The 20,683-nt window shown below is 61.3% G+C and carries 21 protein-coding genes; 7 read left to right on the forward strand and 14 right to left on the reverse strand.

The annotated features are described in order from the left end of the window. The first annotated feature begins 107 nt into the window (after positions 1-107). Positions 108-476, forward strand: a complete 369-nt coding sequence (locus B9N88_RS16830; protein ID WP_027605315.1) for a PilZ domain-containing protein — start codon at positions 108-110, stop codon at positions 474-476. A 4-nt stretch (positions 477-480) separates the two neighbouring features. Here the strand turns inward: B9N88_RS16830 and B9N88_RS16835 are convergent, their stop codons facing one another. From B9N88_RS16835 to katB, 4 genes are read right to left on the reverse strand one after another with little or no spacing between them, the layout of a single operon-like run. Beyond that, the gene (locus tag B9N88_RS16835) at positions 481-1,206 is read right to left on the reverse strand and encodes a hypothetical protein (RefSeq protein ID WP_027605314.1); all 726 of its coding nucleotides are present in this window, start codon (positions 1,204-1,206) and stop codon (positions 481-483) included. A 16-nt stretch (positions 1,207-1,222) separates the two neighbouring features. Beyond that, positions 1,223-2,590, reverse strand: a complete 1,368-nt coding sequence (radA, locus tag B9N88_RS16840; RefSeq protein WP_024077502.1) for a DNA repair protein RadA — start codon at positions 2,588-2,590, stop codon at positions 1,223-1,225. A gap of 35 nt (positions 2,591-2,625) precedes the next feature. Then, on the reverse strand, positions 2,626-3,165 hold the full coding sequence (locus tag B9N88_RS16845; RefSeq protein WP_027605313.1) for an ankyrin repeat domain-containing protein: 540 nt from the start codon (positions 3,163-3,165) through the stop codon (positions 2,626-2,628). Between the two features lie 55 nt (positions 3,166-3,220). Next, a complete protein-coding gene (gene katB, locus B9N88_RS16850; RefSeq protein ID WP_027605312.1) occupies positions 3,221-4,762 on the reverse strand; it encodes a catalase KatB in 1,542 nt (513 codons plus the stop codon). 287 nt (positions 4,763-5,049) lie between these two features. On the opposite strand from katB, the gene mscL reads away from it, so the two are divergent. Beyond that, positions 5,050-5,466: a large-conductance mechanosensitive channel protein MscL gene (gene mscL, locus B9N88_RS16855; RefSeq protein ID WP_027605311.1), complete on the forward strand. Its 417-nt coding sequence runs from the start codon at positions 5,050-5,052 to the stop codon at positions 5,464-5,466. Between the two features lie 46 nt (positions 5,467-5,512). Here the strand turns inward: mscL and B9N88_RS16860 are convergent, their stop codons facing one another. Next, positions 5,513-6,289, reverse strand: coding sequence for a ferredoxin--NADP reductase (locus B9N88_RS16860; RefSeq protein WP_027605310.1), 777 nt, complete (start codon positions 6,287-6,289; stop codon positions 5,513-5,515). Between the two features lie 379 nt (positions 6,290-6,668). Here B9N88_RS16860 and B9N88_RS16865 point away from each other — a divergent pair, with 379 nt between their 5' ends. Then, positions 6,669-7,379, forward strand: coding sequence for a helix-turn-helix transcriptional regulator (locus B9N88_RS16865; RefSeq protein ID WP_027605309.1), 711 nt, complete (start codon positions 6,669-6,671; stop codon positions 7,377-7,379). Between the two features lie 161 nt (positions 7,380-7,540). Further along, a complete protein-coding gene (locus tag B9N88_RS16870; RefSeq protein WP_027605308.1) occupies positions 7,541-8,665 on the forward strand; it encodes a methyltransferase in 1,125 nt (374 codons plus the stop codon). A 66-nt stretch (positions 8,666-8,731) separates the two neighbouring features. Here the strand turns inward: B9N88_RS16870 and B9N88_RS16875 are convergent, their stop codons facing one another. Genes B9N88_RS16875 through B9N88_RS16885 form a run of 3 tightly spaced genes read right to left on the reverse strand, consistent with a single transcriptional unit; the run spans position 8,732 to position 11,360 of the window. Beyond that, positions 8,732-8,899 (reverse strand): DUF2474 domain-containing protein, encoded by a 168-nt coding sequence (locus B9N88_RS16875; RefSeq protein WP_010562540.1) that lies wholly within the window; start codon positions 8,897-8,899, stop codon positions 8,732-8,734. 12 nt (positions 8,900-8,911) lie between these two features. Then, positions 8,912-9,919 (reverse strand): cytochrome d ubiquinol oxidase subunit II, encoded by a 1,008-nt coding sequence (gene cydB / locus B9N88_RS16880; RefSeq protein ID WP_027605307.1) that lies wholly within the window; start codon positions 9,917-9,919, stop codon positions 8,912-8,914. Between the two features lies 1 nt (position 9,920). Then, a complete protein-coding gene (locus B9N88_RS16885; protein ID WP_027605306.1) occupies positions 9,921-11,360 on the reverse strand; it encodes a cytochrome ubiquinol oxidase subunit I in 1,440 nt (479 codons plus the stop codon). A gap of 318 nt (positions 11,361-11,678) precedes the next feature. Between B9N88_RS16885 and B9N88_RS16890 the strand changes: the two genes are divergently transcribed. Continuing rightward, the gene (locus B9N88_RS16890; RefSeq protein ID WP_027605305.1) at positions 11,679-12,926 is read left to right on the forward strand and encodes an MFS transporter; all 1,248 of its coding nucleotides are present in this window, start codon (positions 11,679-11,681) and stop codon (positions 12,924-12,926) included. A 62-nt stretch (positions 12,927-12,988) separates the two neighbouring features. On the opposite strand, the gene B9N88_RS16895 is transcribed toward B9N88_RS16890, so the two are convergent. The 4 genes from B9N88_RS16895 to B9N88_RS16910 form a co-directional block, all read right to left on the reverse strand. Next, a complete protein-coding gene (locus B9N88_RS16895) occupies positions 12,989-15,172 on the reverse strand; it encodes a xanthine dehydrogenase family protein molybdopterin-binding subunit (RefSeq protein WP_027605304.1) in 2,184 nt (727 codons plus the stop codon). Next, entirely contained in the window at positions 15,169-16,158 is a 990-nt protein-coding gene (locus tag B9N88_RS16900) for an FAD binding domain-containing protein (protein WP_027605303.1), read from the reverse strand. The genes B9N88_RS16895 and B9N88_RS16900 overlap by 4 nt, the downstream gene beginning before the upstream one ends. Further along, a complete protein-coding gene (locus tag B9N88_RS16905; RefSeq protein ID WP_027605302.1) occupies positions 16,155-16,679 on the reverse strand; it encodes a (2Fe-2S)-binding protein in 525 nt (174 codons plus the stop codon). The genes B9N88_RS16900 and B9N88_RS16905 overlap by 4 nt, the downstream gene beginning before the upstream one ends. Positions 16,680-16,775: 96 nt before the next feature. Then, the gene (locus B9N88_RS16910) at positions 16,776-17,222 is read right to left on the reverse strand and encodes a DUF4879 domain-containing protein (RefSeq protein WP_027605301.1); all 447 of its coding nucleotides are present in this window, start codon (positions 17,220-17,222) and stop codon (positions 16,776-16,778) included. A 188-nt stretch (positions 17,223-17,410) separates the two neighbouring features. On the opposite strand from B9N88_RS16910, the gene B9N88_RS16915 reads away from it, so the two are divergent. Both B9N88_RS16915 and trmA read left to right on the forward strand, forming a co-directional pair. After that, a complete protein-coding gene (locus tag B9N88_RS16915) occupies positions 17,411-18,706 on the forward strand; it encodes an NCS2 family permease (RefSeq protein WP_027605300.1) in 1,296 nt (431 codons plus the stop codon). After that, a complete protein-coding gene (gene trmA / locus B9N88_RS16920) occupies positions 18,703-19,782 on the forward strand; it encodes a tRNA (uridine(54)-C5)-methyltransferase TrmA (RefSeq protein WP_027605299.1) in 1,080 nt (359 codons plus the stop codon). The genes B9N88_RS16915 and trmA overlap by 4 nt, the downstream gene beginning before the upstream one ends. Here trmA and B9N88_RS16925 read toward each other — a convergent pair. Together B9N88_RS16925 and B9N88_RS16930 are read right to left on the reverse strand one after the other, a co-directional pair. Further along, entirely contained in the window at positions 19,765-20,232 is a 468-nt protein-coding gene (locus B9N88_RS16925; RefSeq protein WP_027605298.1) for a DUF2442 domain-containing protein, read from the reverse strand. The two genes, trmA and B9N88_RS16925, sit on opposite strands and share 18 nt — an antisense overlap. Then, complete coding sequence (locus tag B9N88_RS16930; protein ID WP_081744419.1) at positions 20,229-20,657, reverse strand: DUF4160 domain-containing protein; 429 nt, start codon at positions 20,655-20,657, stop codon at positions 20,229-20,231. Before B9N88_RS16930 ends, B9N88_RS16925 begins: the two co-directional genes overlap by 4 nt. Positions 20,658-20,683: the final 26 nt, after the last annotated feature.

The raw sequence follows: 20,683 nt of genomic DNA on the forward strand, positions 1-20,683 counted from the left end.
GCCACCCCCCTACGTTGGTCTAGAGCCTTGCAGAGGCAAAAAAAGCAGAAAAAACCACCCGATGATGGCGCAGGGCTACAATCCTTTTATCCACAGAGGGTTTCACCATGACCGAGCAAGCGTCTGATCGCCGTCGTTTTCGCCGGATCGCCTTTGATGCCAAGACCGAACTTCGGCAAAACGGCAACGAATGGCCGGTGCAATTGGTGGATTTGTCGCTCAAGGGCCTGTTGGTGCAACGGCCTGAAGAGTGGAAGGGAAATAAGGCGCTGCCCTTTGACGTCGATATTCGTCTGGATCCAAAGGCCCATATAAAGATGCAGGTGAAGCTGACCCACGAGGATCCTGGCCAGTTGGGTTTCGTATGCCAATACATCGACCTGGACTCGATCAGCCACTTGCGGCGGCTGATCGAGCTGAACCTAGGCGATCAGGAAGAACTGGATCGGGAGCTGGCGGCGTTGCTGGAAGTGTGATGGCTCAGGGGAACGCGGTACGTGCGGGAAATTCGCTTTCCGTGTCCCAGTAGCCCTTCTTCTGACTTGAGGCGCTGTGCCACTGCCCGTCGACAAACCGATAAGTCTGATAACGGGTGGCAAAGTCATCCTCACCGTCGCCGTCCATAAATGACGACACCTGCAGCAGTTCATCCGCGCCGCCACTGACTGGCGTTGCGATCGTCCACGCAGCCTTGCCGGTATGAGCCAGGGTCAGCACCTGGACTTTGCCGTCGGCGCCCTGGTAACCCAGCGGTTTGAGTTGCTGCTTGCCAGGCAGCAACAGCTGCGTGGCAGGCCCGCTGTAGCTGCCCATGGGGGCGGTCTGGTCGATGGTCAAAAAATACACAGGTTCGGGCAGCCCTTTGAGCGGGGCTTTCTTGACTTCGGCCAACGGGTAGCCGAGGTCTTCGTGGGCTATCACCTCGCCCGAGGCCGATACCCACCGCACCTGGGCTTCGAGCAGCGGGTTGTCGACCAAATCGCCGGGCTCGTCGAACGAGTCTTCATCCAGCCCACTGCCCCAACTGTCCTTGTGCAGTTGGGGGCTGATGCGCTGGTCTTCGAGCACCTGCAGCACACTGCCGTCTGGCGTCACCAGCGTTTGCGCCAGGCGATAGCCCGTTGGCAGCTCAGCCCAGGCCATGGCGGGCAAGCCGGCCAAGGCGACAAACAGGGCGACTACACCCCAGCGATTCGATCGTTGCATGGCGTCCATCCCTGAGTTATTCGAAAAGTGCATCCAACGCCTGTTCCAGGCGCGTGACCCCAATTACCTGCAATCCTGGCGGCATTTCCTTCGGCGCATTGCCCTTGGGCACGATCGCGCGTTTGAAGCCGTGCTTGGCCGCCTCCTTCAAGCGTTCCTGACCGCTCGGCACCGGGCGCACTTCGCCGGACAGCCCCACTTCACCGAATACCAGCAGGTCGTGGGGCAATGGCCGGTTACGCAGGCTGGACATCACCGCCGCCATCAACGCCAGGTCGGACGCGGTTTCCAGCACCTTGACCCCGCCGACCACGTTGAGGAACACGTCCTGGTCGTGGGTCGGGATCCCCCCATGACGGTGCAGCACCGCCAACAGCATCGCCAGGCGGTTTTGATCCAGGCCCAGCGTGACGCGGCGTGGGTTGGCCAGATGGCTGTCATCCACCAGCGCCTGGACTTCCACCAGCATCGGCCGGGTGCCTTCCCACGTCGCCATGACCACGCTGCCCGGGACTTCTTCCTGGGCACGGGTCAGGAAAATCGCCGAGGGATTGGAGACTTCCTTCAGCCCCCGGTCGGTCATGGCGAACACACCCAGTTCGTTCACCGCGCCGAAGCGGTTCTTCACCGCCCGCAGCAAACGCAAGCGGCCATCGGACTCGCCTTCGAAATACAGCACGGTATCGACCATATGTTCCAGCACCCGTGGCCCGGCCAGCGCGCCTTCTTTGGTCACATGGCCGACCAGGAAGATCGCCGTGCCGCTCTGCTTGGCGTAGCGCACCAGCAACGCGGCACTTTCGCGCACCTGGGACACGCCGCCCGGCGCCGATTGCAGCTGCTCGGTGAAAATCGTCTGGATCGAGTCGATCACCATGACCTTGGGTTTTTCGATCCGGGCCGTGGCGATGATGCTTTCGATGCAGGTTTCGGTCATGACCCGCAGTTGGTCCTGGGGCAGGCCCAGGCGGCGGGCGCGCATGGCCACCTGTTGCTGGGATTCTTCGCCGGTGACGTACAGCGCCGGCATGCGGCTGGCGATGCTGCACAGGGTTTGCAGCAGGATCGTCGACTTGCCGATGCCGGGGTCGCCGCCGATCAACACCACCGAACCATCCACCAGGCCGCCTCCCAGGACCCGATCCAGCTCACCGGAGGCCGTCGAGAAACGCGGGATCTCTTCAACACTGACTTCCGCCAGGGTCTTGATCTGCGCCTGCTGCCCGGTCCAGCCGGCGCGGCCGGTGGGGGCCGAGGCGCCGCCACTTTCGATCATGGTTTCAGTCAGGGTATTCCACGCACCACACTCGGTGCATTGGCCGGCCCACTTGGGAAAGGTCGCGCCGCACTCCGTGCAGCCGTACATGCGCTTGGCCTTTGCCATTTGAGAACCTCCAACCGAAAAACCGCGATGATAGCTCAGCGCGACGCCGGGGTCCGGATTTCACCGCTGGCCAATCGTGAAGCACTGTTGCCGACCGGGTCTTGGGCGTTGAGATCGGCGCCCTTGGCCTTGAGTTCGTCGAGCAACTCGAGGCGCTTGAACAGGCCGGCGTACATGGCGGCCGTCTGACCGGCGCCATTACGTTGGTCGGGGTTGCAGTCGGTGGCCAGCAGGCGCTGGGCAATGTTCAACTCACCCTTGAAGATCGCGCCCATCAACGCGGTGTTGCCGCGTTTGTCCTGCACACAGGCGTCGGCACCGGCGGCGAGCAAACGCTCCACATAAGCGCTTTCGCCGTGGTAGGCGGCGAGGATCAGCGCGGTGTAGCCCTTGTCGTCCTGGGTGTTGAGGGGGAAGCCGGCGTCGATGAAGGTGTTGAGCATGTCGAGGTCGCCACGGCGGGCGGCGTCGAAGTAATAGTCCTGGAGCTGCGCCTTGAGCGCTACCGGGTCGGGCGACTCGGCATGGGCGACAAAGGCCAGCATGGTCATCAGTAAACCGATAGAAATACGCATGGGTGCTCTCCTGCCAGAGGTCGACGCCCGGGAGGGGCGTCGACCGAAACCAACGTCAGTCAGTGAGTTTTTCGGCCAGCGCCTTCACGCGTGCCAGATCACCCTTGGCGACCTTGGCCACGCCGGTGCCGTATTCCGGATCGGCCTTGTAGAGGAACGACAGGATGATGTGCTTGCTCTCGTCATCGGTAGTGGCCAGGGAGCCGCCGAAATTGTCGATCAAGTCCTGGCGTTCTTTCGGGCTGTAGGAGCGATACAGATCACCGGCCTGCTTGAAGTTCTGCTCACGCTGGATCTTCGCCTGCTGGGTACTGCCCGACAGCGCCGTCTGGCTATAGCGCGCGGTTTGCGGCTCTTCACGGTTTTCCAGGCGGCTTGGCTGGTAGTTCACGCCGCTGGTGGTCTTGCCGAAGTTCAGCGCGCCGTCCTGGTTACCGTTGTTGACGGTGACCCGAGGGGCGTTGATCGGCAGTTGCAGGGCATTGGCGCCCAGGCGATACATCTGCGTGTCGGCATACGAGAACACCCGGCCTTGCAGCAGGCGGTCTTCCGACGGCTCGATGCCCGGTACCAGGTTGGCCGGAGCCATGGCCACTTGTTCGGTTTCCTGGAAGACATTCGCCGGGTTGCGGTTCAGTACCATCTGCCCGACTTTGCGTTCGGGCACATTCGGCCAGATCTTGGTGGCGTCCAGCGGGTCGAAATCAAACTTGGCCAAGTCTTCCGGCTTGAGTACCTGCACATACAGGTCCCACTTGGGGAAGTCGCCCTTGTTGATATGGGTGACCAAGTCATTGGTCATATGGCTGTAGTCACGCCCCTGCACTTCGGTAACTTGCTTGGGATCGAGATTCTTGATGCCTTGCAGACTCTTCCAGTGGAACTTGACGTAATGCACTTCACCCTTGGCGTTGATCAACTTGTAGGCATGTACGCCATTGCCGTCCATTTCCCGATAACTGGCCGGAGTACCGGAGTCGGAATACAACTCGGTAAGTGTGCGAGTGGCCTCGGGAACATGGGAGAAGAAGTCGAAGCGACGGGAGTCATCATCCAGGTTGGTGCGCGGGTCCGGCTTGAAGGCGTGGACCATGTCGGGGAACTTGATGGCATCGCGGATAAAGAACGTCGGGAAGTTGTTACCCACCAGGTCCCAGTTGCCATCGGCGGTATAGAACTTGGTGGCGAAGCCGCGCGGGTCACGCAGGGTTTCAGGGGAATGATTGCCGTGCACCACGGCCGAGAAGCGCACGAACACCGGGGTCGTTTCGCCAGCAGCGAAGACCTTGGCCTTGGTCAGGTCACTGAGGTTATCGGTGACGGTGAAGGTGCCATGGGCGCCGGTACCGCGGGCATGCACCACGCGCTCAGGGATGCGTTCACGGTCGAAGCGCTGCAGTTTCTGGATCAGTTGCACGTCCTGCAGCAGCACCGGGCCGTTGGCGCCGGCGGTTTGCGAGTTCTGGTTGTCGCCGACGGCGGCACCGTTGTCACGGGTCAGGTTGGCGGCTTGTACGGAGAGGGAAAGCAGGCTGGCGGTCGCCAGTACCAGCACATGACGCGCCAATACCGGGCCGCGATTCATTGGATTCTTCATCAAGGTTTCCTCTGGTTTTTTTAATGCACATTCAGTTGTGCTTGCCAGAGGCTAGTGACCCACGAGTCAGAAGATAAATAGAAAAACACCACCAGGTCGATTAAGAAAATAATGTGGTAAGCCGCTGAAATAGCGGGTATTTCGCGCGCGATTGGTGGCACTTTGCAAACTATTTGCGATTTAATGTGTCGATAAAAACTGACAGTGTTAACGGTTGTGTCGGGCATGCCCGCTGCGACTGATTTACACTGAGCGGCACCCTTCTCATCTGTAACAAGGAATAACCTATGGGCGTGATCAGTGAGTTCAAGGCCTTCGCGGTCAAAGGTAATGTGGTCGACATGGCCGTCGGTATCATCATCGGCGCCGCCTTCGGCAAAATTGTTTCCTCGTTTGTAGGCGACGTAGTGATGCCGCCCATTGGTCTATTGATCGGTGGCGTGGACTTTGGTGACCTGGCGATTACGCTCAAGGCGGCACAGGGCGATGTGCCTGCCGTGGTGCTGGCGTACGGCAAGTTCATCCAGAGCGTGATCGACTTTGTGATCGTCGCGTTTGCGATCTTCATGGGCGTCAAGGCCATCAACCGCCTCAAGCGCGAAGAAGCCGTGGCGCCTAGCCTGCCACCGACACCGAGCAAGGAAGAAGTGCTGCTGGGCGAGATTCGCGACCTGCTCAAGGCACAGAACGACAAGCTGCTTTAACCCGTACCGGCTTGGAAAAAAGGCGCCTCCTTGAGGCGCCTTTTCATTACCAGTAGTTTTCCACTGCCACCTGCCCTGGCCGGCGGCTAAGGCTCAGTTGCATGTCGCGCTGCTTGAGCAACTGGCGAGTGTCATCCACCATCTGCGGGTTGCCGCAAATCAGCACACGGGAATGTTCCGGGGTCAGATCGACGCCGGCAGCACGCTCCAATTCTCCGTTTTCGATCGAGGTGGTAATACGCCCACTCAACGCCCCCGGATAATCCTCTCGGGTCACGATGGGGATGTAGGTCAGTTTGTGCGCATATTCTGCCAGGTACTCCCGCTCGCCCAACCCCTTGATCAGCGACTGGTACGCCAGCTCCCGGGCTTCCCGCGCGCTGTACACCAGGATGATGCGCTCGAATTTCTCCCAGACTTCGAAGTCCTGCAGGATCGACAAAAACGGTGCCACCCCGGTGCCGGTGCCTAACATCCACAAGTCCCGGCCATCGACGAAACGGTTCAGGGTCAGGAACCCGGTAGCCTGGCGCTCCACCATCAAGGTATCGCCCACCCTCAGGCGGCTGAGTTCACTGGTGAATTCGCCGCCTGGGACAACAATCGAGAAGAAGTCCAAGTATTCATCAAACGGCGAGGACACCACGGAATACGCGCGCCATACCGTGCTGCCATCCGCCTTGCTGACCCCCAGGCGCACGAACTGGCCGGCGGTAAACCGGAACCCTGGGTCACGGGTGGTTCGCAGGGTAAACAGGCTGGGGGTCAGGGATTGCACATCGAGCAAGGTTTGGCGGGTAAATTTCTCAGCACTGGCCGTCATGGGGGACTCCGTTCTACAGGTGCCCTAGTGTCCCTCAAACTCGAGCCCGGAAACACCTCTGGTTGGTAGTGGCATTATATAGGCACAAAATAATGGCAACCTAATATCAACTCTGATCAATTTGCTATTAGCCCCTTTATCCGCGCTACAAGCGCGCTCTAAGTTGAGCTGCTACAGGTGCTTCAACTGACTAAAAAATCGAAAAAACAACTAAGCCCCTTAGCTAAGCCCGCCGCGACCTTAGAGAAAGTTTCTTAAACGCTGCCCTGCAAGAGCGAAAATTTCATCTCGCGATGTAGCTCATGTCCTACACTAATTTCCGTGCAGTGGGAGTTCAGGACGTATCCCATGTCATGCGGAAACCCATGGAGAGTTACCAATGGTCAACTGGCGCAATACCCGACTTCCCAAACTGGAAGGCGAGAGCGAGGTTACGACTCTTTTCGAGATGGCTGTTAACCACACCTACGCACTCGGCTTCCAATACTGTTCTTTCACGATGAGCTCTCAACTACCTAACAACCAAACGAAACCTGTTCGCCTCAACAACTATCCAGATGAATGGAACAAACTGTATAACCAGGCCCACTTCTTTGACGCTGACCCCGTGGTGGAACATTGCAAACGTTGTGTACTGCCCCTTGTCTGGGAAGAAAAAATCTTTAAAGACTCACCCAACCTGTGGTCTTTAGCCCGATCCTTTGGTGTGCATTTGGGATGGACCCAAGCCGTGCATGATTTCCAGGGTGTGTTCAGCATGCTGACCCTGGGTCGCAGTGCGGGTGAAGTGACCCCGCAGGAGCTTTATGAAAAAGCCGGCCAGGTCCTGTGGCTGTGCCATGCGATGCATGCGGTAGTCGCGAAGACTTACGCACACAAGCCCAGCATTAACCCTGCAAACAAATTGACCCCGCGCGAAACCGAAATCCTCAAGTGGTCAGCCATGGGCAAGACCGCTGCGGACATTGCCGCCATCCTGTGCCTGTCCGAGCGTACGGTGGGCTTTCATATCTGCAGTTGCTTCAAAAAGCTGGGAGTCAACAACAAGATCGCCGCCGTGCTCTGCGCCTCGAAAGCGGGGTTGTTTTAATCAGCGTTGAAACACCGCATGTAATCCCTCAGGAAAAAAAGTAACATTTACGACCCATTCTGAGTGCTGGGCTGTTCCCACGGGGTGCCGCCCGCTGTTCACTCAGACGGTTCCGCAGCCGACTGCCGAACACCCATCGATGACCCAGAGCCTCCCTCGCCATGCCCCTGCTCGACAGCCCCTTCGCCCAGCTCGATCTGATCCGCCAGCCAGAGCAACATAACGATCCGCTGCAAGCCTTCGACGCCGCCGACGAGTACCTGCTCAGCTACCTGGCTGAACAGCAACCGAGCGCTGCGACCCGCGTGCTGGTGCTCAATGACAGCTTCGGCGCCCTGGCTGCGAGCCTGGAAGGCCGGGTGCAGGTGACCTCCAGCGGCGACTCGTTCCTGGCCGCCCTGGGCCTGGATAAAAACCTGGTGCGCAATGGCAAGGCCTTTGACGCCGTGCCGTTCATCCCCGCCAGCGAGGTGCCCAGCGGGCCGTTCGACCGGGTGCTGATCCGCGTCCCCAAGACCCTGGCATTGCTGGAAGAACAACTGATCCGCCTGCAAGGCCAACTGGCGCCAGGCGCCGAAGTGATTGCCGCAGCGATGGTCAAGCACCTGCCCCGGGCGGCCGGTGAGTTGCTGGAGCGCTATATCGGGCCGATGCACGCCTCCCTGGCGGTGAAGAAGGCGCGGTTGCTGATCGCGACACTGGCCGACCGCCCCACGGCGGTCTCGCCCTACCCGACGCGCTACACCCTGGACGCGCCGGCTATCGAACTGCTCAACCATGCCAACGTGTTCTGCCGTGAAGGCCTGGACATCGGCACCCGCGCCTTCCTGCCGCACCTGCCCGATAACCTGGGCAGTGCCCGCGTGGCGGACCTGGGTTGCGGCAACGGGGTATTGGCGATTGCCAGCGCACTGCAAAACCCCGACGCCCGGTACACCTTGGTGGACGAGTCCTATATGGCCGTGCAATCGGCCCTTGAGAACTGGCAAGCCGCCCTCGGTGATCGGGAGGTGACAGTACGCGCCGGGGACGGCCTCGCAGGCCAGGAGCCGGACTCCCTCGACGTGGTGCTGTGCAACCCGCCGTTCCACCAGCAGCAGGTGGTCGGCGACTTCCTGGCCTGGCGTATGTTCCAGCAGGCGCGGGAGGCGTTGGTGGTCGGCGGCGCGCTGTATATCGTCGGCAACCGTCACCTGGGTTATCACAGCAAGTTGGCGCGCTTGTTCCGTGGCGTAGAGCAGGTCGCTGCCACGCCCAAGTTCGTGATTCTCAAAGCACGCAAATAAAAAAAGCCCTGCCCTTCCAGAAGAAGAGCAGGGCTGAAAACCGGGCGCGAAGCCCGGATCGGGATGTCAGTGGGTGGTCAGGCCGGCCGCATTCATGAACATGCGCATCAGGCTGGCCACCACGAACAGGGCCAGCACACTGCCGGTCCAGATCATCGCCAGCCAGCCGAGGCGCCGCCACAGCGGCTGTTTCTCGGCCTGTTCGATCTCGTGCAACGTAGGTTTGCCGGACATGCAACGACCCTCCTAGTGATAGCCGTCTTCGTGGGTGACCTTGCCGCGGAACACGTAGTAGCTCCAGAAGGTGTAGCCCAGGATGAACGGGATGATGAACAAGGTGCCCACCAGCATGAAGCCCTGGCTCTGGGGCGGCGCAGCGGCATCCCAGATCGACACGGATGGCGGGATGATGTTCGGCCACAGGCTGATCCCCAGGCCGCTGTAGCCGAGGAAGATCAGCACCAGCGTCAGCAGGAACGGTGTGTAGTGGGCATTCCGCGCCACGGCGCGGATCAACCCGTACATGGTCACCAGCACCAGGATCGGTACCGGCAGGAACCAGAACAGGTTCGGCAGGGTGAACCAGCGCGAGGCGATTTCCGGGTGCGACAGTGGCGTCCAGAGACTCACGATGCCGATCACGGCCAGCACCACGAAGGCCAATGGCCGCGCCAGGTTGTGCATTTTCTCCTGCAACGGGCCTTCGGTTTTCATGATCAGCCAGGTGCAGCCGAGCAATGCATAGGCCACGATCAGCGCCACGCCGCAGAACATCGTGAACGGCGTGAGCCAGTCCAGCGAGCCGCCGGCAAACTGGCGATTGACCACCGGGATCCCGTCGATAAACGCCCCCAGCGCCACGCCCTGGAAGAACGTGGCCGCCAGCGAACCGCCGATAAACGCCTTGTCCCACAGGTGACGCTTGTGGTCCTTGGCCTTGAAGCGGAACTCGAAGGCCACGCCACGAAAGATCAGCCCCACCAGCATCAGGATCAGCGGCAGGTACAGCGCCGACAACACCACCGAATAGGCCAGCGGGAACGCGCCGAACAACGCCGCGCCGCCCAGCACCAGCCAGGTTTCGTTACCGTCCCAGACCGGGGCCACGGTGTTCATCATCACGTCACGGTCGGTCTTGCCCGGGATAAACGGGAAGAGGATGCCGATGCCCAGGTCGAAGCCGTCCATGACCACGTACATCATGATGCCGAAGATGATGATCACGGCCCAGATCAGCGGAAGATCAATACCCATCTCAATTCCCCTTGTGCTGGATGTGGGCGTGGTCGTCATCGCTGCCATCATCGGCGGCGGACAACGGACGGGCCGGTGTGCGTTTCTGGCCAGGGCCACCGTGGGTCGGTTCCGTGCCTTCGTGGGTCACCGGGCCTTTGCGCACCAGGCGCATCATGTAGCCCAGGCCGGCGCCGAACAGCGCGAAGTACACCACCACGAACAACACCAGGGTGATCGTCATCTGCGCCAGACTATGCCCGGAAGAAGCATCCGCAGTGCGCATCAACCCGTAGACCACCCACGGCTGGCGGCCGATCTCGGTGGTGAACCAACCGGCGAGAATCGCGATCAGGCCGGACGGCCCCATCCACAGCGCCAGGTACAGGAACGGCCTGGACGTGTACATCTTGTCGCCCCGGCGCAGCCAGAGGCTGAACAGGCCGGTGAAGATCATCAAGAACCCCAGGCCGACCATGACCCGGAACGACCAGAATACGATGGTCGAATTCGGCCGGTCTTCCGGCGGGAATTCCTTGAGCGCCGGCACCTGTTTGTCCAGGGAGTGGGTCAGGATCAGGCTGCCCAGGTACGGAATCTCCACGGCGTATTTGGTTTTTTCCGCTTTCATGTCCGGCCAGCCAAACAGGATCAGCGGCGTTGGCTCATTGCCTTTGTTTTCCCAGTGGCCTTCAATCGCGGCGATTTTCGCCGGCTGGTGCTCGAGGGTGTTGAGGCCATGGAAGTCGCCGATCACCGCCTGGATAGGCGCCACGATCAGGGCCATCCACATCGCCATCGACAACATCTTGCGGATCGCCGGGTTGTCCTTGCCGCGCAGCAAGTGCCAGGCCGCCGAGGAACCGACGAAGAACGCGGTGGCCACGAACGCCGCCGTCGCCATGTGCATCAGGCGGTAAGGGAACGACGGGTTGAAGATCACCGCCAGCCAATCGGTAGGAATCACGCGGCCGTCGATGATTTCAAAGCCTTGCGGCGTCTGCATCCAGCTGTTGGACGCCAGGATCCAGAAGGTCGAGATCAGCGTACCGACGGCCACCATCACGGTGGAGAAGAAGTGCAGCTTGCGCCCCACCTTGTTCCAGCCGAACAGCATCACGCCGAGGAAACCGGCTTCGAGGAAGAAGGCCGTAAGCACTTCGTACGTCAGGAGCGGCCCGGTGACGGCGCCGGCGAAGTCCGAGAAGCGGCTCCAGTTGGTGCCGAACTGGTAGGCCATGACCAGACCGGAGACCACGCCCATGCCGAAGTTGACGGCAAAGATCTTCGACCAGAAATGGTAGAGGTCACGGTAGGTATCGTTATGGGTCTTGAGCCACAAGCCTTCCAGTACCGCGAGGTAACTGGCCAGGCCGATGGTGATCGCCGGGAACAGGATGTGGAATGAGATGGTGAACGCGAACTGAATTCGGGCGAGATCTAGCGCCTCCAAACCGAACATAAGTCTTCCTCTGTCAGGTAATACCGGCTGCTGGCGGGAGCCTGCACCCACTGCCCCCACGGATATGGAGTCTGGCGAATTTCAATTCGTTTCTTTTTTTAACCAGCCACGCAGGGAATCGGGCCTTGCGGCCACCAGAACAAATTCTGAAATGACTTTGATCTGGGTCAATCACAGTGAAAAGAGTAGTCCCATTTTCGCGGCTGGCCTGTGTGGTCTTTTGCCGCGTGACAGCTTGCCTCAGCCTTCTTCTCGCAACTAATTGTTACAGCTTGATGCTAATCTGCCCCTTCCCTCCGGCCTTGACCTGAATTTCCGATGCCCAGTGAACCCACGTTGCTGTTACGTCACCACCGCCCTTTCATCGCGTTCTGGCTGGCACGGATCTTCACCGCCAGCGGCTTCCAGATGCTTACCGTGGCCATTGGCTGGAACCTCTACCAACTCACCGGCAACGTGCTCGACCTGGGGCTGGTCGGCCTGGTGGAGTTCGTGCCGCGCGTGCTGTTCATGCTGCACACCGGGCATGTGGCCGACCGCTATGACCGACGCAAAGTCGCGGCCATCTGCCAGACCGTGCAGGCGCTGATTGCCCTTTCCCTGGCCATTGGCGGCCTCACCGGCAACGTGACCCGCGAGATGATCTTTATCCTCGCCTTCCTGCTCGGCGCCGCGCGCTCGTTTGAAATGCCCACCACCCAGGCCCTGCTGCCAAGCATCGTGCCCAGTGCGCTGTTCCCGCGTGCGGTGGCCTCGTCGCAGTCGGCCCAGCAACTGGCAACCATCGTCGCCCCGGCGCTCGGTGGTTTGCTATACGCCTTCGGCAGCGTCTGGGTGTATGGGCCCACGGTGGCGCTGTACCTGATTGCCTGTGTACTGACCCTCAACCTGCCCGCCCGCCAGACCCCGCTCAACAAAGGCAAGGCCACCCTCGATTCACTGCTGGCCGGCATCCGCTTTATCCGCAGCCGCCCGGACATCCTCGGGGCGATTTCCCTCGACCTGTTCGCCGTGCTGCTGGGCGGCGCCACCGCGTTGCTGCCGGTATTCGCCAAGGACATCCTGCTGACCGGCGCATGGGGCCTGGGCCTGTTGCGCTCGGCGCCGGCGGTGGGCGCGCTGTTGATGTCGTTGTGGCTGGCGCGCTTTTCGGTAGATCGGCAGGTGGGCCGGGTGATGTTCACCGCCGTCGGCGTATTCGGCGTAGCGACCATCGCCTTCGGCCTGTCCACCTCGTTCTGGTTTTCCCTGGCGGTGCTGGTGGTGCTGGGCGCGGCGGACATGATCAGCATGGTGATCCGTGCGTCCTTCGTGCAGTTGGAGACGCCGGATGAAATGCGCGGGCGGGTCAGTGCGGTCAATGGTCTGTTTATCGGCGCCTCCAACCAACTGGGCGAGTTCGAATCGGGGATTACCGCCCATTGGTTCGGCACCGTGCCGGCCGTGGTGATGGGCGGCATCGGTACGCTGGTGGTGACCGGGGTGTGGATCAAACTGTTCCCGACCCTGGCGAATCGGGATCGTATGCATGTGCCGATAGATGAAAGCATCAAGCCCGCGGCATGATCCAATGTGGGAGGAGGCTTGTTCCCTCCCACATTTGGACCTTCAGTGTTTGCTGGACCGCGTCAGAGCACCTTATCCAGGGTGATCGGAAACTCTCGCACCCGCTTGCCGGTGGCATGGTAGACCGCATTCGCCACCGCCGCCGCCACCCCGACAATGCCGATCTCTCCCACGCCCTTGGACCCAAGGGCGTTGACGATCTCGTCATGTTCCTCGACAAACACCACGTCAATCTCGCCGATATCGGCATTTACCGGGATGTGGTACTCGGCCAGGCTGTGGTTCATGTAGCGGCCCAACTGATGGTCGATCTGGGTCTCTTCATGCAGGGCCATGCCGATGCCCCACACCACCCCGCCGAGGATCTGGCTGCGGGCCATCTTCGGGTTGACCACCCGCCCGGCCGCAATGGCGCTGACCACGCGGCTGACCTTGATCGTGCCCAAGTCTTCATCCACCCGCACTTCGACGAACACCGCCGAATGGGTGGCGGTGGCGTAACCCTCGCGTTTCTTGTCCGGCTCGCTGTCGACCTGGACTTCCACGCTCTCTTCACCGCTGTCCTTGACCAGTTGTGCCAACGACACACTCACATCGCCGGTGTGCAGTTGGCCGTCTTCAAAACGCACGGACTCGGCATCCTTGAACACCGGGTAAGTCTGCCGGGCGATGGTCAGCAGCCTCGCGCTCAACGCTTCGCAGGCTTGCTGCACGGCGGTGCCGACGGACGACACGGTGAACGAGCCGCCTTGCAGCGGCGCGGTGGGCAATGAAGAGTCGCCGAGCAGGAACACCACGTCCTCAACCGCCACGCCACTGGCCTGCGCCGCGATCTGGGTCATCACCGTGTAGGTGCCGGTGCCGATGTCCGTGGTCGCACTGCTGACGGTCAGCTTGCCCTCGGCGTCGATGCGCGCCTTGGCGCTGGCCTTCATCTGCATGGCCTCCCACACGCCACCGGCCATGCCCCAGCCGATCAACTGGCAGCCGTCGCGCATGCTGCGCGGTTCCGGGTTGCGCTGGCTCCAGCCGAAGCGCTCGGCACCTTCGCTGTAACACTCGCGCAGGGCCTTGCTCGACCAGGGCTTGTCTTCGTTCTGGTTGCGCTCGGCGTAGTTGACCAGCCGCAGTTGCACCGGGTCCATGCCCAAGGCGCTGGCCAACTCATCCATGGCGCACTCCAGGCCGATCACGCCCAAGGCAGCGCCGGGCGCGCGCATGTCCAGGGGCGTGAATACATCCAGCGGCACCAGTTTGTAGGTCAGTTGCACGTTGTCGCAGTGATAGAGCATGCCGCTCCACTCCACCACGTGCTCGCTGAAGTCTTCGAAGCGCGAGGTCTGGCCAATCGCCGTATGCCCCAATGCCAGCAGGCGACCATTGGCGGCGGCGCCCATCTGCAAACGCTGCAAGGTGCGCGGGCGGTAGCCGAAGGTGAACATCTGCTGGCGGGTCAGGGTGACGCGCACCGAGCGCTTGAGCGCCAGGGACGCCATCACCGCCAGCGGCAATTGATACTGCGGGCGCAAACCCGAGCCGAACGCGCCGCCGACGAACGCGGCGAAGATCCGCACCTGGCTTTTATCCAGGCCGAACACGTCTTGCACATAGGCCTGGCAGTTCTGCGGGCCCTGGGTCTTGTCATGGATATGCAGGGTGCCGTCCGGCTGATACAGCACGGTGCTGGCGTGGGGTTCCATGGGGTTGTGGTGTTCGATGGGGGTGCTGTAGTGCAGGTCGAGGCTGACGGCGGCAGCGGCCCACTCGGCCTGGAAGTTGCCACGCGGCTTGGGCGGCGCCTGCGGTGAAGCATGGGCCTGTTCCTGCTGGGCGAGCAGGTCGGTCTCGAAGTCTTCCCGTGCGTAGTCGATCGCTACCAGCGAGCCGGCATGCCGCGCCAGTTCCAGGTTGTCGGCGATCACCAGGGCCAGGGGTTGGCCGCTGTACAGCACCCGGTCGTTATACAGCGGGCGAAACGGTGAGCCGTCCGCCGCATCGTCATCCTGGAAGGCATCGTCGTAACGGGCGATTTTCGGCCGGTTGAGGTGATGGATAACCGCCACCACGCCCGGCAGGGCCAGTGCCCTGGACGCATCAATCGCCAGCACACGGCCCTTGGCGATGGTGCTGGACACCACACTGCCGTGGAGCAGGCCGTCCTCGGGAAACTCACCGGCATAACGCGCCTGGCCGGTGACCTTGAGCAGACCGTCGACACGGTCCAGGGGTTTGCCAATAGCGGTCATGGGCGATCTCCTGCGACGGCGGCGTCGCTCAGGGCACGGATGATTGCGCGGCGCGCCAGCTTGATCTTGAAGCCGTTGTGTTCCAGCGGCTCGGCGTCTTGCAGCACCGCATCGGCGGCATTGCTGAAGGTTTCGCGGCTGACCGCCCGGCCGATCAGCGAGGCTTCCACCGCACGGTCGCGCCAGGGTTTATGGGCCACGCCGCCGAGGACCAGGCGCGCATCGACGATTCGATCGCCGTCCAACTCGAGAGCGGCGGCCACCGACACCAAGGCAAACGCGTAAGACGCGCGGTCGCGGATTTTCAGGTAATGGCTGTGACGGGCCAGGTGGTCAGCGGGCAATTCGATGGCGGTGATCAGCTCATCGTCGGCCAGTTGGTTGTCGCGTTGCGGCGCATCACCGGGCAGGCGGTGGAAGTCGGCAAACTCGATAATCCGCGCGCCGCCTCGGCCTTCGACATGCACCCGCGCCTCCAGCGCCGCCAGGGCCACGCACATGTCCGACGGGTGAGTGGCCACGCACTGTTCGCTGGCACCAAGGATCGCATGGATACGGTTCAAGCCTGTGCGCGCCGGGCAGCCGCTGCCGGGTTCACGCTTATTGCAGGGCATGCTGGCGTCATAGAAGTAGTAGCACCGGGTGCGTTGCAACAGGTTGCCGCCGGTGCTGGCCATATTGCGCAGTTGCGGCGAAGCACCGGCAAGGATCGCCTGGGACAGCAACGGGTAACGCTGTTCGATCAGCGGGTGCCAGGCCAGGTCGGCATTGCTCACCAGCGCGCCGATGCGCAGGCCGCCCTCGGCGGTTTGTTCAATCTCATTGAGCGGCAGGCCGGTGATATCGATCAGGTGCTCGGGGCGGCTGATGTTTTCTTTCATCAAGTCCAGCAGGTTGGTGCCCCCGGCAATAAAGCGCGACGCGGCGCTGCTCAGGTGCACGGCTGCGTGGATATCCGCCGGTTTGCTGTACTGGAAGGGATTCATCGCTCACCTCCCTGGGCGCGGCACGCCGGCAAAGCCTCTTCGATGGCATCGCGGATATTGCTGTAGGCGCCGCAGCGGCACAGGTTGCCGCTCATCAGCTCCTGGATCTGTGCACTGTCGTGGGCACGGCCTTCATTGACCAGGCCGACGGCGGAGCAAATCTGCCCAGGCGTGCAGTAGCCGCACTGGAAGGCGTCGTGCTTGATGAAGGCTTGCTGCATCGGGTGCAGTTGGTCGCCGTCGGCCAGGCCTTCGATGGTGGTCAGCTCGGCGCCGTCGCACATCACCGCCAGGGTCAGGCAGGCATTGATGCGTTTGCCGTCGCGCAATACTGTGCACGCACCGCATTGGCCGTGGTCGCAGCCTTTTTTGCTGCCGACCAGATCCAGTTGCTCGCGCAGCAAATCCAGCAACGTGGTCCACGGCAATACGTCGAGTTGGCGGTCCTGACCATTGAGGGTCAAGCGTATGGAGTGGGCGACGAACGGTTGGGCCGCCGCGCCATTGGGGATCGCGCTCATAAACACCTCACGGGTTGGTGTACATCCGCGGCGTTCAGGAAAGTCGCCGTCTCAGGGGTACGACTTCCCGGGGTATTGAGCGTTCAAGATGATTGATCAGCGGATATTGAGCAGGGTCTTCAAGGTATTCCGCGGGCCGTTGATCGACGAGTTGCTGTATTCGAACCAGCCTTGGGCCTGGACATTCAGGTCAAATACATAGATGTAGCCCATCAGCGTGCCTGCCCCACTGCAGGCCTCGCTGACGCTGCCGACCTGGCACACGGGCGTGCGTTGCCCGCTCAGTTCGGCACCATTGAAGCGCCCCATCGGGTTGTTACCCAGGCCGACTTCCATCACCGACACTTGGGTGGGCCCACGGTGCGTGCACATCTGGGTGCTTTGCGCGCGTTCCGGGATGGTTTCCGTGCAGTGCGCCGATTCGACCTTGAATACGCGCACCTCGCTCAAGGGCGGTGCAGTCGCGCCCCACACCGGTGCCGCGCCCAACCACAGGCCGAGACAGGGGATCAGGGCTAGACTCCACGCGTTGGCTTTTTTCATGCTGTCGATGACCTGCTGTTGAACGTCGCCGCAGTATGCCTCAAGGCCATGCGCCACACAGCCTCGGCTGCTGGTATGATGCGCCGCTTTTTCCGATCCTCTCTGGAACCACAGGCGCTTGGCGCAGTTTGTGCTTTGACTTAGAGGTCAACAAATAACGACGCAACATAGCGTCACAGGGAGCAGGCATGCTGGAAAAGCTGTTTCAACTCAAGGCACACAACACCAACGTGCGCACCGAGATCCTCGCGGGCATCACGACATTCCTGGCCATGGCCTACATCCTGTTCGTGAACCCGAGCATCCTCGGCGAGACCGGCATGGACAAGGGCGCGGTATTTGTCGCGACCTGCCTGGCGGCGGCCATCGGTTCGACCGTGATGGGCCTGATCGCCAACTACCCGATCGCGCTGGCACCGGGCATGGGCCTCAACGCCTTCTTTACCTACACCGTGGTGTTGCACATGGGCCACACCTGGCAGGTTGCGCTGGGTGCGGTATTCATTTCGGCGGTGCTGTTCTTCCTGCTGTCGATCTTCCGTATCCGTGAGTGGATCATCAACAGCATTCCCCTGCCCCTGCGTTCGGCGATTGCCGCCGGTATCGGCCTGTTCCTGGCACTGATCGCCCTGCACAACGCCGGGATCGTGGTCGGCAACCCCAACACCCTGGTGGGCATGGGCGACCTGACCAAGCCGGCGCCTATCCTGGCCATCCTCGGCTTCATGCTGATCGTTGCGCTGGAAGCCCTGGCCGTACGCGGCGCGGTGCTGATCGGCATCCTGGCGGTGACCATCGTCTCCATTCTGCTGGGCGTCACCGCGTTTGGCGGCTTGATGTCGATGCCGCCGTCCCTGGCCCCGACCTTCCTGCAGCTGGATATCAAGGGCGCGCTGGACATCGGCCTGGTCAGCGTGATCTTCGCCTTCCTGTTCGTCGACCTGTTCGACAACTCCGGCACCCTGATCGGCGTGGCCAAGCGCGCCGGGCTGATGGGCAAGGACGGCCACATGCCGAAAATGGGCCGTGCGCTGATCGCCGACAGTACCGCCGCCATGGCCGGTTCGCTGCTGGGTACGTCGACCACCACCAGCTACATCGAATCCGCTGCGGGCGTGAGCGCCGGTGGCCGTACCGGCTTGACCGCCATCGTGGTGGCGATCCTGTTCCTGCTGGCACTGTTCTTCTCGCCGCTGGCCGCCAGCGTACCGGCCTTTGCTACCGCGCCGGCGCTGCTGTTCGTCGCCGTATTGATGACCTCAGGCCTGGCCGAAATCGACTGGGATGACATTACCGTTGCAGCGCCGGTGGTGATCACCGCCCTGGCGATGCCCTTCACTTACTCCATCGCCAACGGCATTGCCTTCGGTTTCATCGCCTGGACCGCCATCAAGCTGCTTTCGGGCCGCTACCGTGAGCTCAACCCGGCACTGGTGATTCTGTCGATTCTGTTCGTGATCAAGCTGGGCTGGTTCAACGCATGACTTTTGACGCCACACGCTACACCGCTCAACTGCAAGACAAGGTCACGCGCTTGCGTGACCTGTTGGCACCGTTCGACGCACCCGAGCCGCAGGTCTTCGAGTCGCCGCTGCAGAACTTCCGCCTGCGGGCGGAGTTCCGCCTGTGGCGCGAAGGCGGTGAACGCCACTACGCGATGTTTTCCCAGGACGACAAGCGCACGCCGATCCTGATCGAAGCGTTCCCCATCGCCAGCCAGCGCATCAACCAGTTGATGCCCCAGCTCAAGGCCGCCTGGCAAGCCAGCGCTGCCCTGAGCCACAAGCTGTTCCAGGTGGAGTTCCTCACCACCCTGGCCGGCGACGCGATGATCACCCTGTGTTATCACCGCCCGCTGGACGAGCACTGGCACACGGCGGCGAATAAGCTGGCGACTGAATTGAATGTGAGCATCATCGGCCGCTCCAAGGGCAAGCGCGATGTGATCGGCCACGACTACGTGGTGGAAAAACTCGACGTCGGCGGCCGCACTTTCAGTTACCGCCAACCCGAAGGCGCCTTCACCCAGCCCAACGGCACGGTGAACCAGAAGATGCTCAACTGGGCATACGAAGCCTTGGGCGATCGCCCGGATGACTTGCTGGAGCTGTATTGCGGCAACGGCAACTTCACCCTGCCCCTGGCCACCCGTGTGCGTAAAGTGCTCGCTACCGAGATCAGCAAGACCTCGGTGAATGCGGCCCTGAGCAACCTCGATGAAAACGCGGTGGGTAACGTCACCCTGGTGCGCCTCTCCGCCGAAGAGCTCACCGAAGCGCTGAATGAAGTACGCCCTTTCCGCCGCCTGCACGGCATCGACCTGAAGAGCTATGAATTCGGTAGCGTATTCGTCGACCCGCCCCGCGCCGGCATGGACCCGGACACCTGCGAACTGACCCGGCGCTTCGACAACATCCTGTACATCTCCTGCAACCCGGAGACGCTGGCGGCGAACATTGCGCAGCTGCATGACAGCCACCGCATTACCCGGTGTGCGATGTTTGACCAGTTCCCCTGGACGCACCATATGGAATCCGGGGTGTTATTGACCCGGCGGTAATTCAGCGTCCTCAGGCTCCTTCTTGCGTGGCCGGCCGCCCTTCTTGCCATTGGCGCGGGCGGCGGCGGATTTGGCGGCGCTGCTCTTGCGACCGTTGCGTGACGCTACCAGGCTGGTGGCCAGGTCCATCAGCGGCTGGCTTGTGGCGATCAGGCCCGTGATCGAAACATCCAGATCCCGGGCCTCACAGCTAATAGCCTTGCCACCGAAACTGACTTCCAACTGCTGGAAATCTTCCTCTGAAAACCCTTCGAACTCCGGCAGCCCTGCCACCGGCAGCATGACGCGACTGCCGTCGCTGAAACCGATGGAAATGCAGTCGTCTACATAACGCACATTGCTGGCGTTGGCGTACAGGCGCTTTAGCCTACGGCCACGGGCGATTGCCTTGTCGATGTCGGCGTCAGTGAGAGGTACATAAGGTATGACTTTGGCTTTTACGATTTTCATAAATTAATCCCCACGCAATCTGGCGCTCTTACCAGATTCAAAATAGTCCGTTGCGCTACAGCGTCGTGCCAGGCGCTTGCGATGACGTAGACACCACGTCGAATGACTAACCCTGGAACCAATTCACTGGTGTCCCAGTTCCATGAATGGTTCTCCAGGCAAACCGTTTGCAGTTTTTCCCGCCAAATCCTGCGTGCCCGTGCCAGATAATGTCGCTGCATGATTACCTCGCGTATGTCCTTCAGAACCGCCGTGGGTGGCCGCCTCCGTTCAGGCTCTACGTCCCACAATTCAACGTCCCCATCCAAAAAACTGAAACGAAACCGCGCATCCCATTCCCTGCCCCTGACATGTACATGAGGCGGACAATGCTCGTCCCTGATAAACACCGAGATGACATATCCCTTATAAACACCTACTTTCATCGTAACCCATCCGTTAGGTTATTTTC

Origin of the sequence: Pseudomonas sp. LAMO17WK12:I1 (assembly GCF_900177315.1) — a bacterium.
Lineage (GTDB): Bacteria > Pseudomonadota > Gammaproteobacteria > Pseudomonadales > Pseudomonadaceae > Aquipseudomonas > Aquipseudomonas marginalis.

What these genes read in the sequence shown, in the direction of transcription:
- B9N88_RS16830 (WP_027605315.1), top strand. Translation starts at nt 108, where the DNA reads ATGACCGAGCAAGCGTCTGATCGCCGTCGTTTTCGCCGGATCGCCTTT.
- B9N88_RS16835 (WP_027605314.1), bottom strand. Translation starts at nt 1,206, where the DNA reads ATGCAACGATCGAATCGCTGGGGTGTAGTCGCCCTGTTTGTCGCCTTG.
- radA (WP_024077502.1), bottom strand. Translation starts at nt 2,590, where the DNA reads ATGGCAAAGGCCAAGCGCATGTACGGCTGCACGGAGTGCGGCGCGACC.
- B9N88_RS16845 (WP_027605313.1), bottom strand. Translation starts at nt 3,165, where the DNA reads ATGCGTATTTCTATCGGTTTACTGATGACCATGCTGGCCTTTGTCGCC.
- katB (WP_027605312.1), bottom strand. Translation starts at nt 4,762, where the DNA reads ATGAAGAATCCAATGAATCGCGGCCCGGTATTGGCGCGTCATGTGCTG.
- mscL (WP_027605311.1), top strand. Translation starts at nt 5,050, where the DNA reads ATGGGCGTGATCAGTGAGTTCAAGGCCTTCGCGGTCAAAGGTAATGTG.
- B9N88_RS16860 (WP_027605310.1), bottom strand. Translation starts at nt 6,289, where the DNA reads ATGACGGCCAGTGCTGAGAAATTTACCCGCCAAACCTTGCTCGATGTG.
- B9N88_RS16865 (WP_027605309.1), top strand. Translation starts at nt 6,669, where the DNA reads ATGGTCAACTGGCGCAATACCCGACTTCCCAAACTGGAAGGCGAGAGC.
- B9N88_RS16870 (WP_027605308.1), top strand. Translation starts at nt 7,541, where the DNA reads ATGCCCCTGCTCGACAGCCCCTTCGCCCAGCTCGATCTGATCCGCCAG.
- B9N88_RS16875 (WP_010562540.1), bottom strand. Translation starts at nt 8,899, where the DNA reads ATGTCCGGCAAACCTACGTTGCACGAGATCGAACAGGCCGAGAAACAG.
- cydB (WP_027605307.1), bottom strand. Translation starts at nt 9,919, where the DNA reads ATGGGTATTGATCTTCCGCTGATCTGGGCCGTGATCATCATCTTCGGC.
- B9N88_RS16885 (WP_027605306.1), bottom strand. Translation starts at nt 11,360, where the DNA reads ATGTTCGGTTTGGAGGCGCTAGATCTCGCCCGAATTCAGTTCGCGTTC.
- B9N88_RS16890 (WP_027605305.1), top strand. Translation starts at nt 11,679, where the DNA reads ATGCCCAGTGAACCCACGTTGCTGTTACGTCACCACCGCCCTTTCATC.
- B9N88_RS16895 (WP_027605304.1), bottom strand. Translation starts at nt 15,172, where the DNA reads ATGACCGCTATTGGCAAACCCCTGGACCGTGTCGACGGTCTGCTCAAG.
- B9N88_RS16900 (WP_027605303.1), bottom strand. Translation starts at nt 16,158, where the DNA reads ATGAATCCCTTCCAGTACAGCAAACCGGCGGATATCCACGCAGCCGTG.
- B9N88_RS16905 (WP_027605302.1), bottom strand. Translation starts at nt 16,679, where the DNA reads ATGAGCGCGATCCCCAATGGCGCGGCGGCCCAACCGTTCGTCGCCCAC.
- B9N88_RS16910 (WP_027605301.1), bottom strand. Translation starts at nt 17,222, where the DNA reads ATGAAAAAAGCCAACGCGTGGAGTCTAGCCCTGATCCCCTGTCTCGGC.
- B9N88_RS16915 (WP_027605300.1), top strand. Translation starts at nt 17,411, where the DNA reads ATGCTGGAAAAGCTGTTTCAACTCAAGGCACACAACACCAACGTGCGC.
- trmA (WP_027605299.1), top strand. Translation starts at nt 18,703, where the DNA reads ATGACTTTTGACGCCACACGCTACACCGCTCAACTGCAAGACAAGGTC.
- B9N88_RS16925 (WP_027605298.1), bottom strand. Translation starts at nt 20,232, where the DNA reads ATGAAAATCGTAAAAGCCAAAGTCATACCTTATGTACCTCTCACTGAC.
- B9N88_RS16930 (WP_081744419.1), bottom strand. Translation starts at nt 20,657, where the DNA reads ATGAAAGTAGGTGTTTATAAGGGATATGTCATCTCGGTGTTTATCAGG.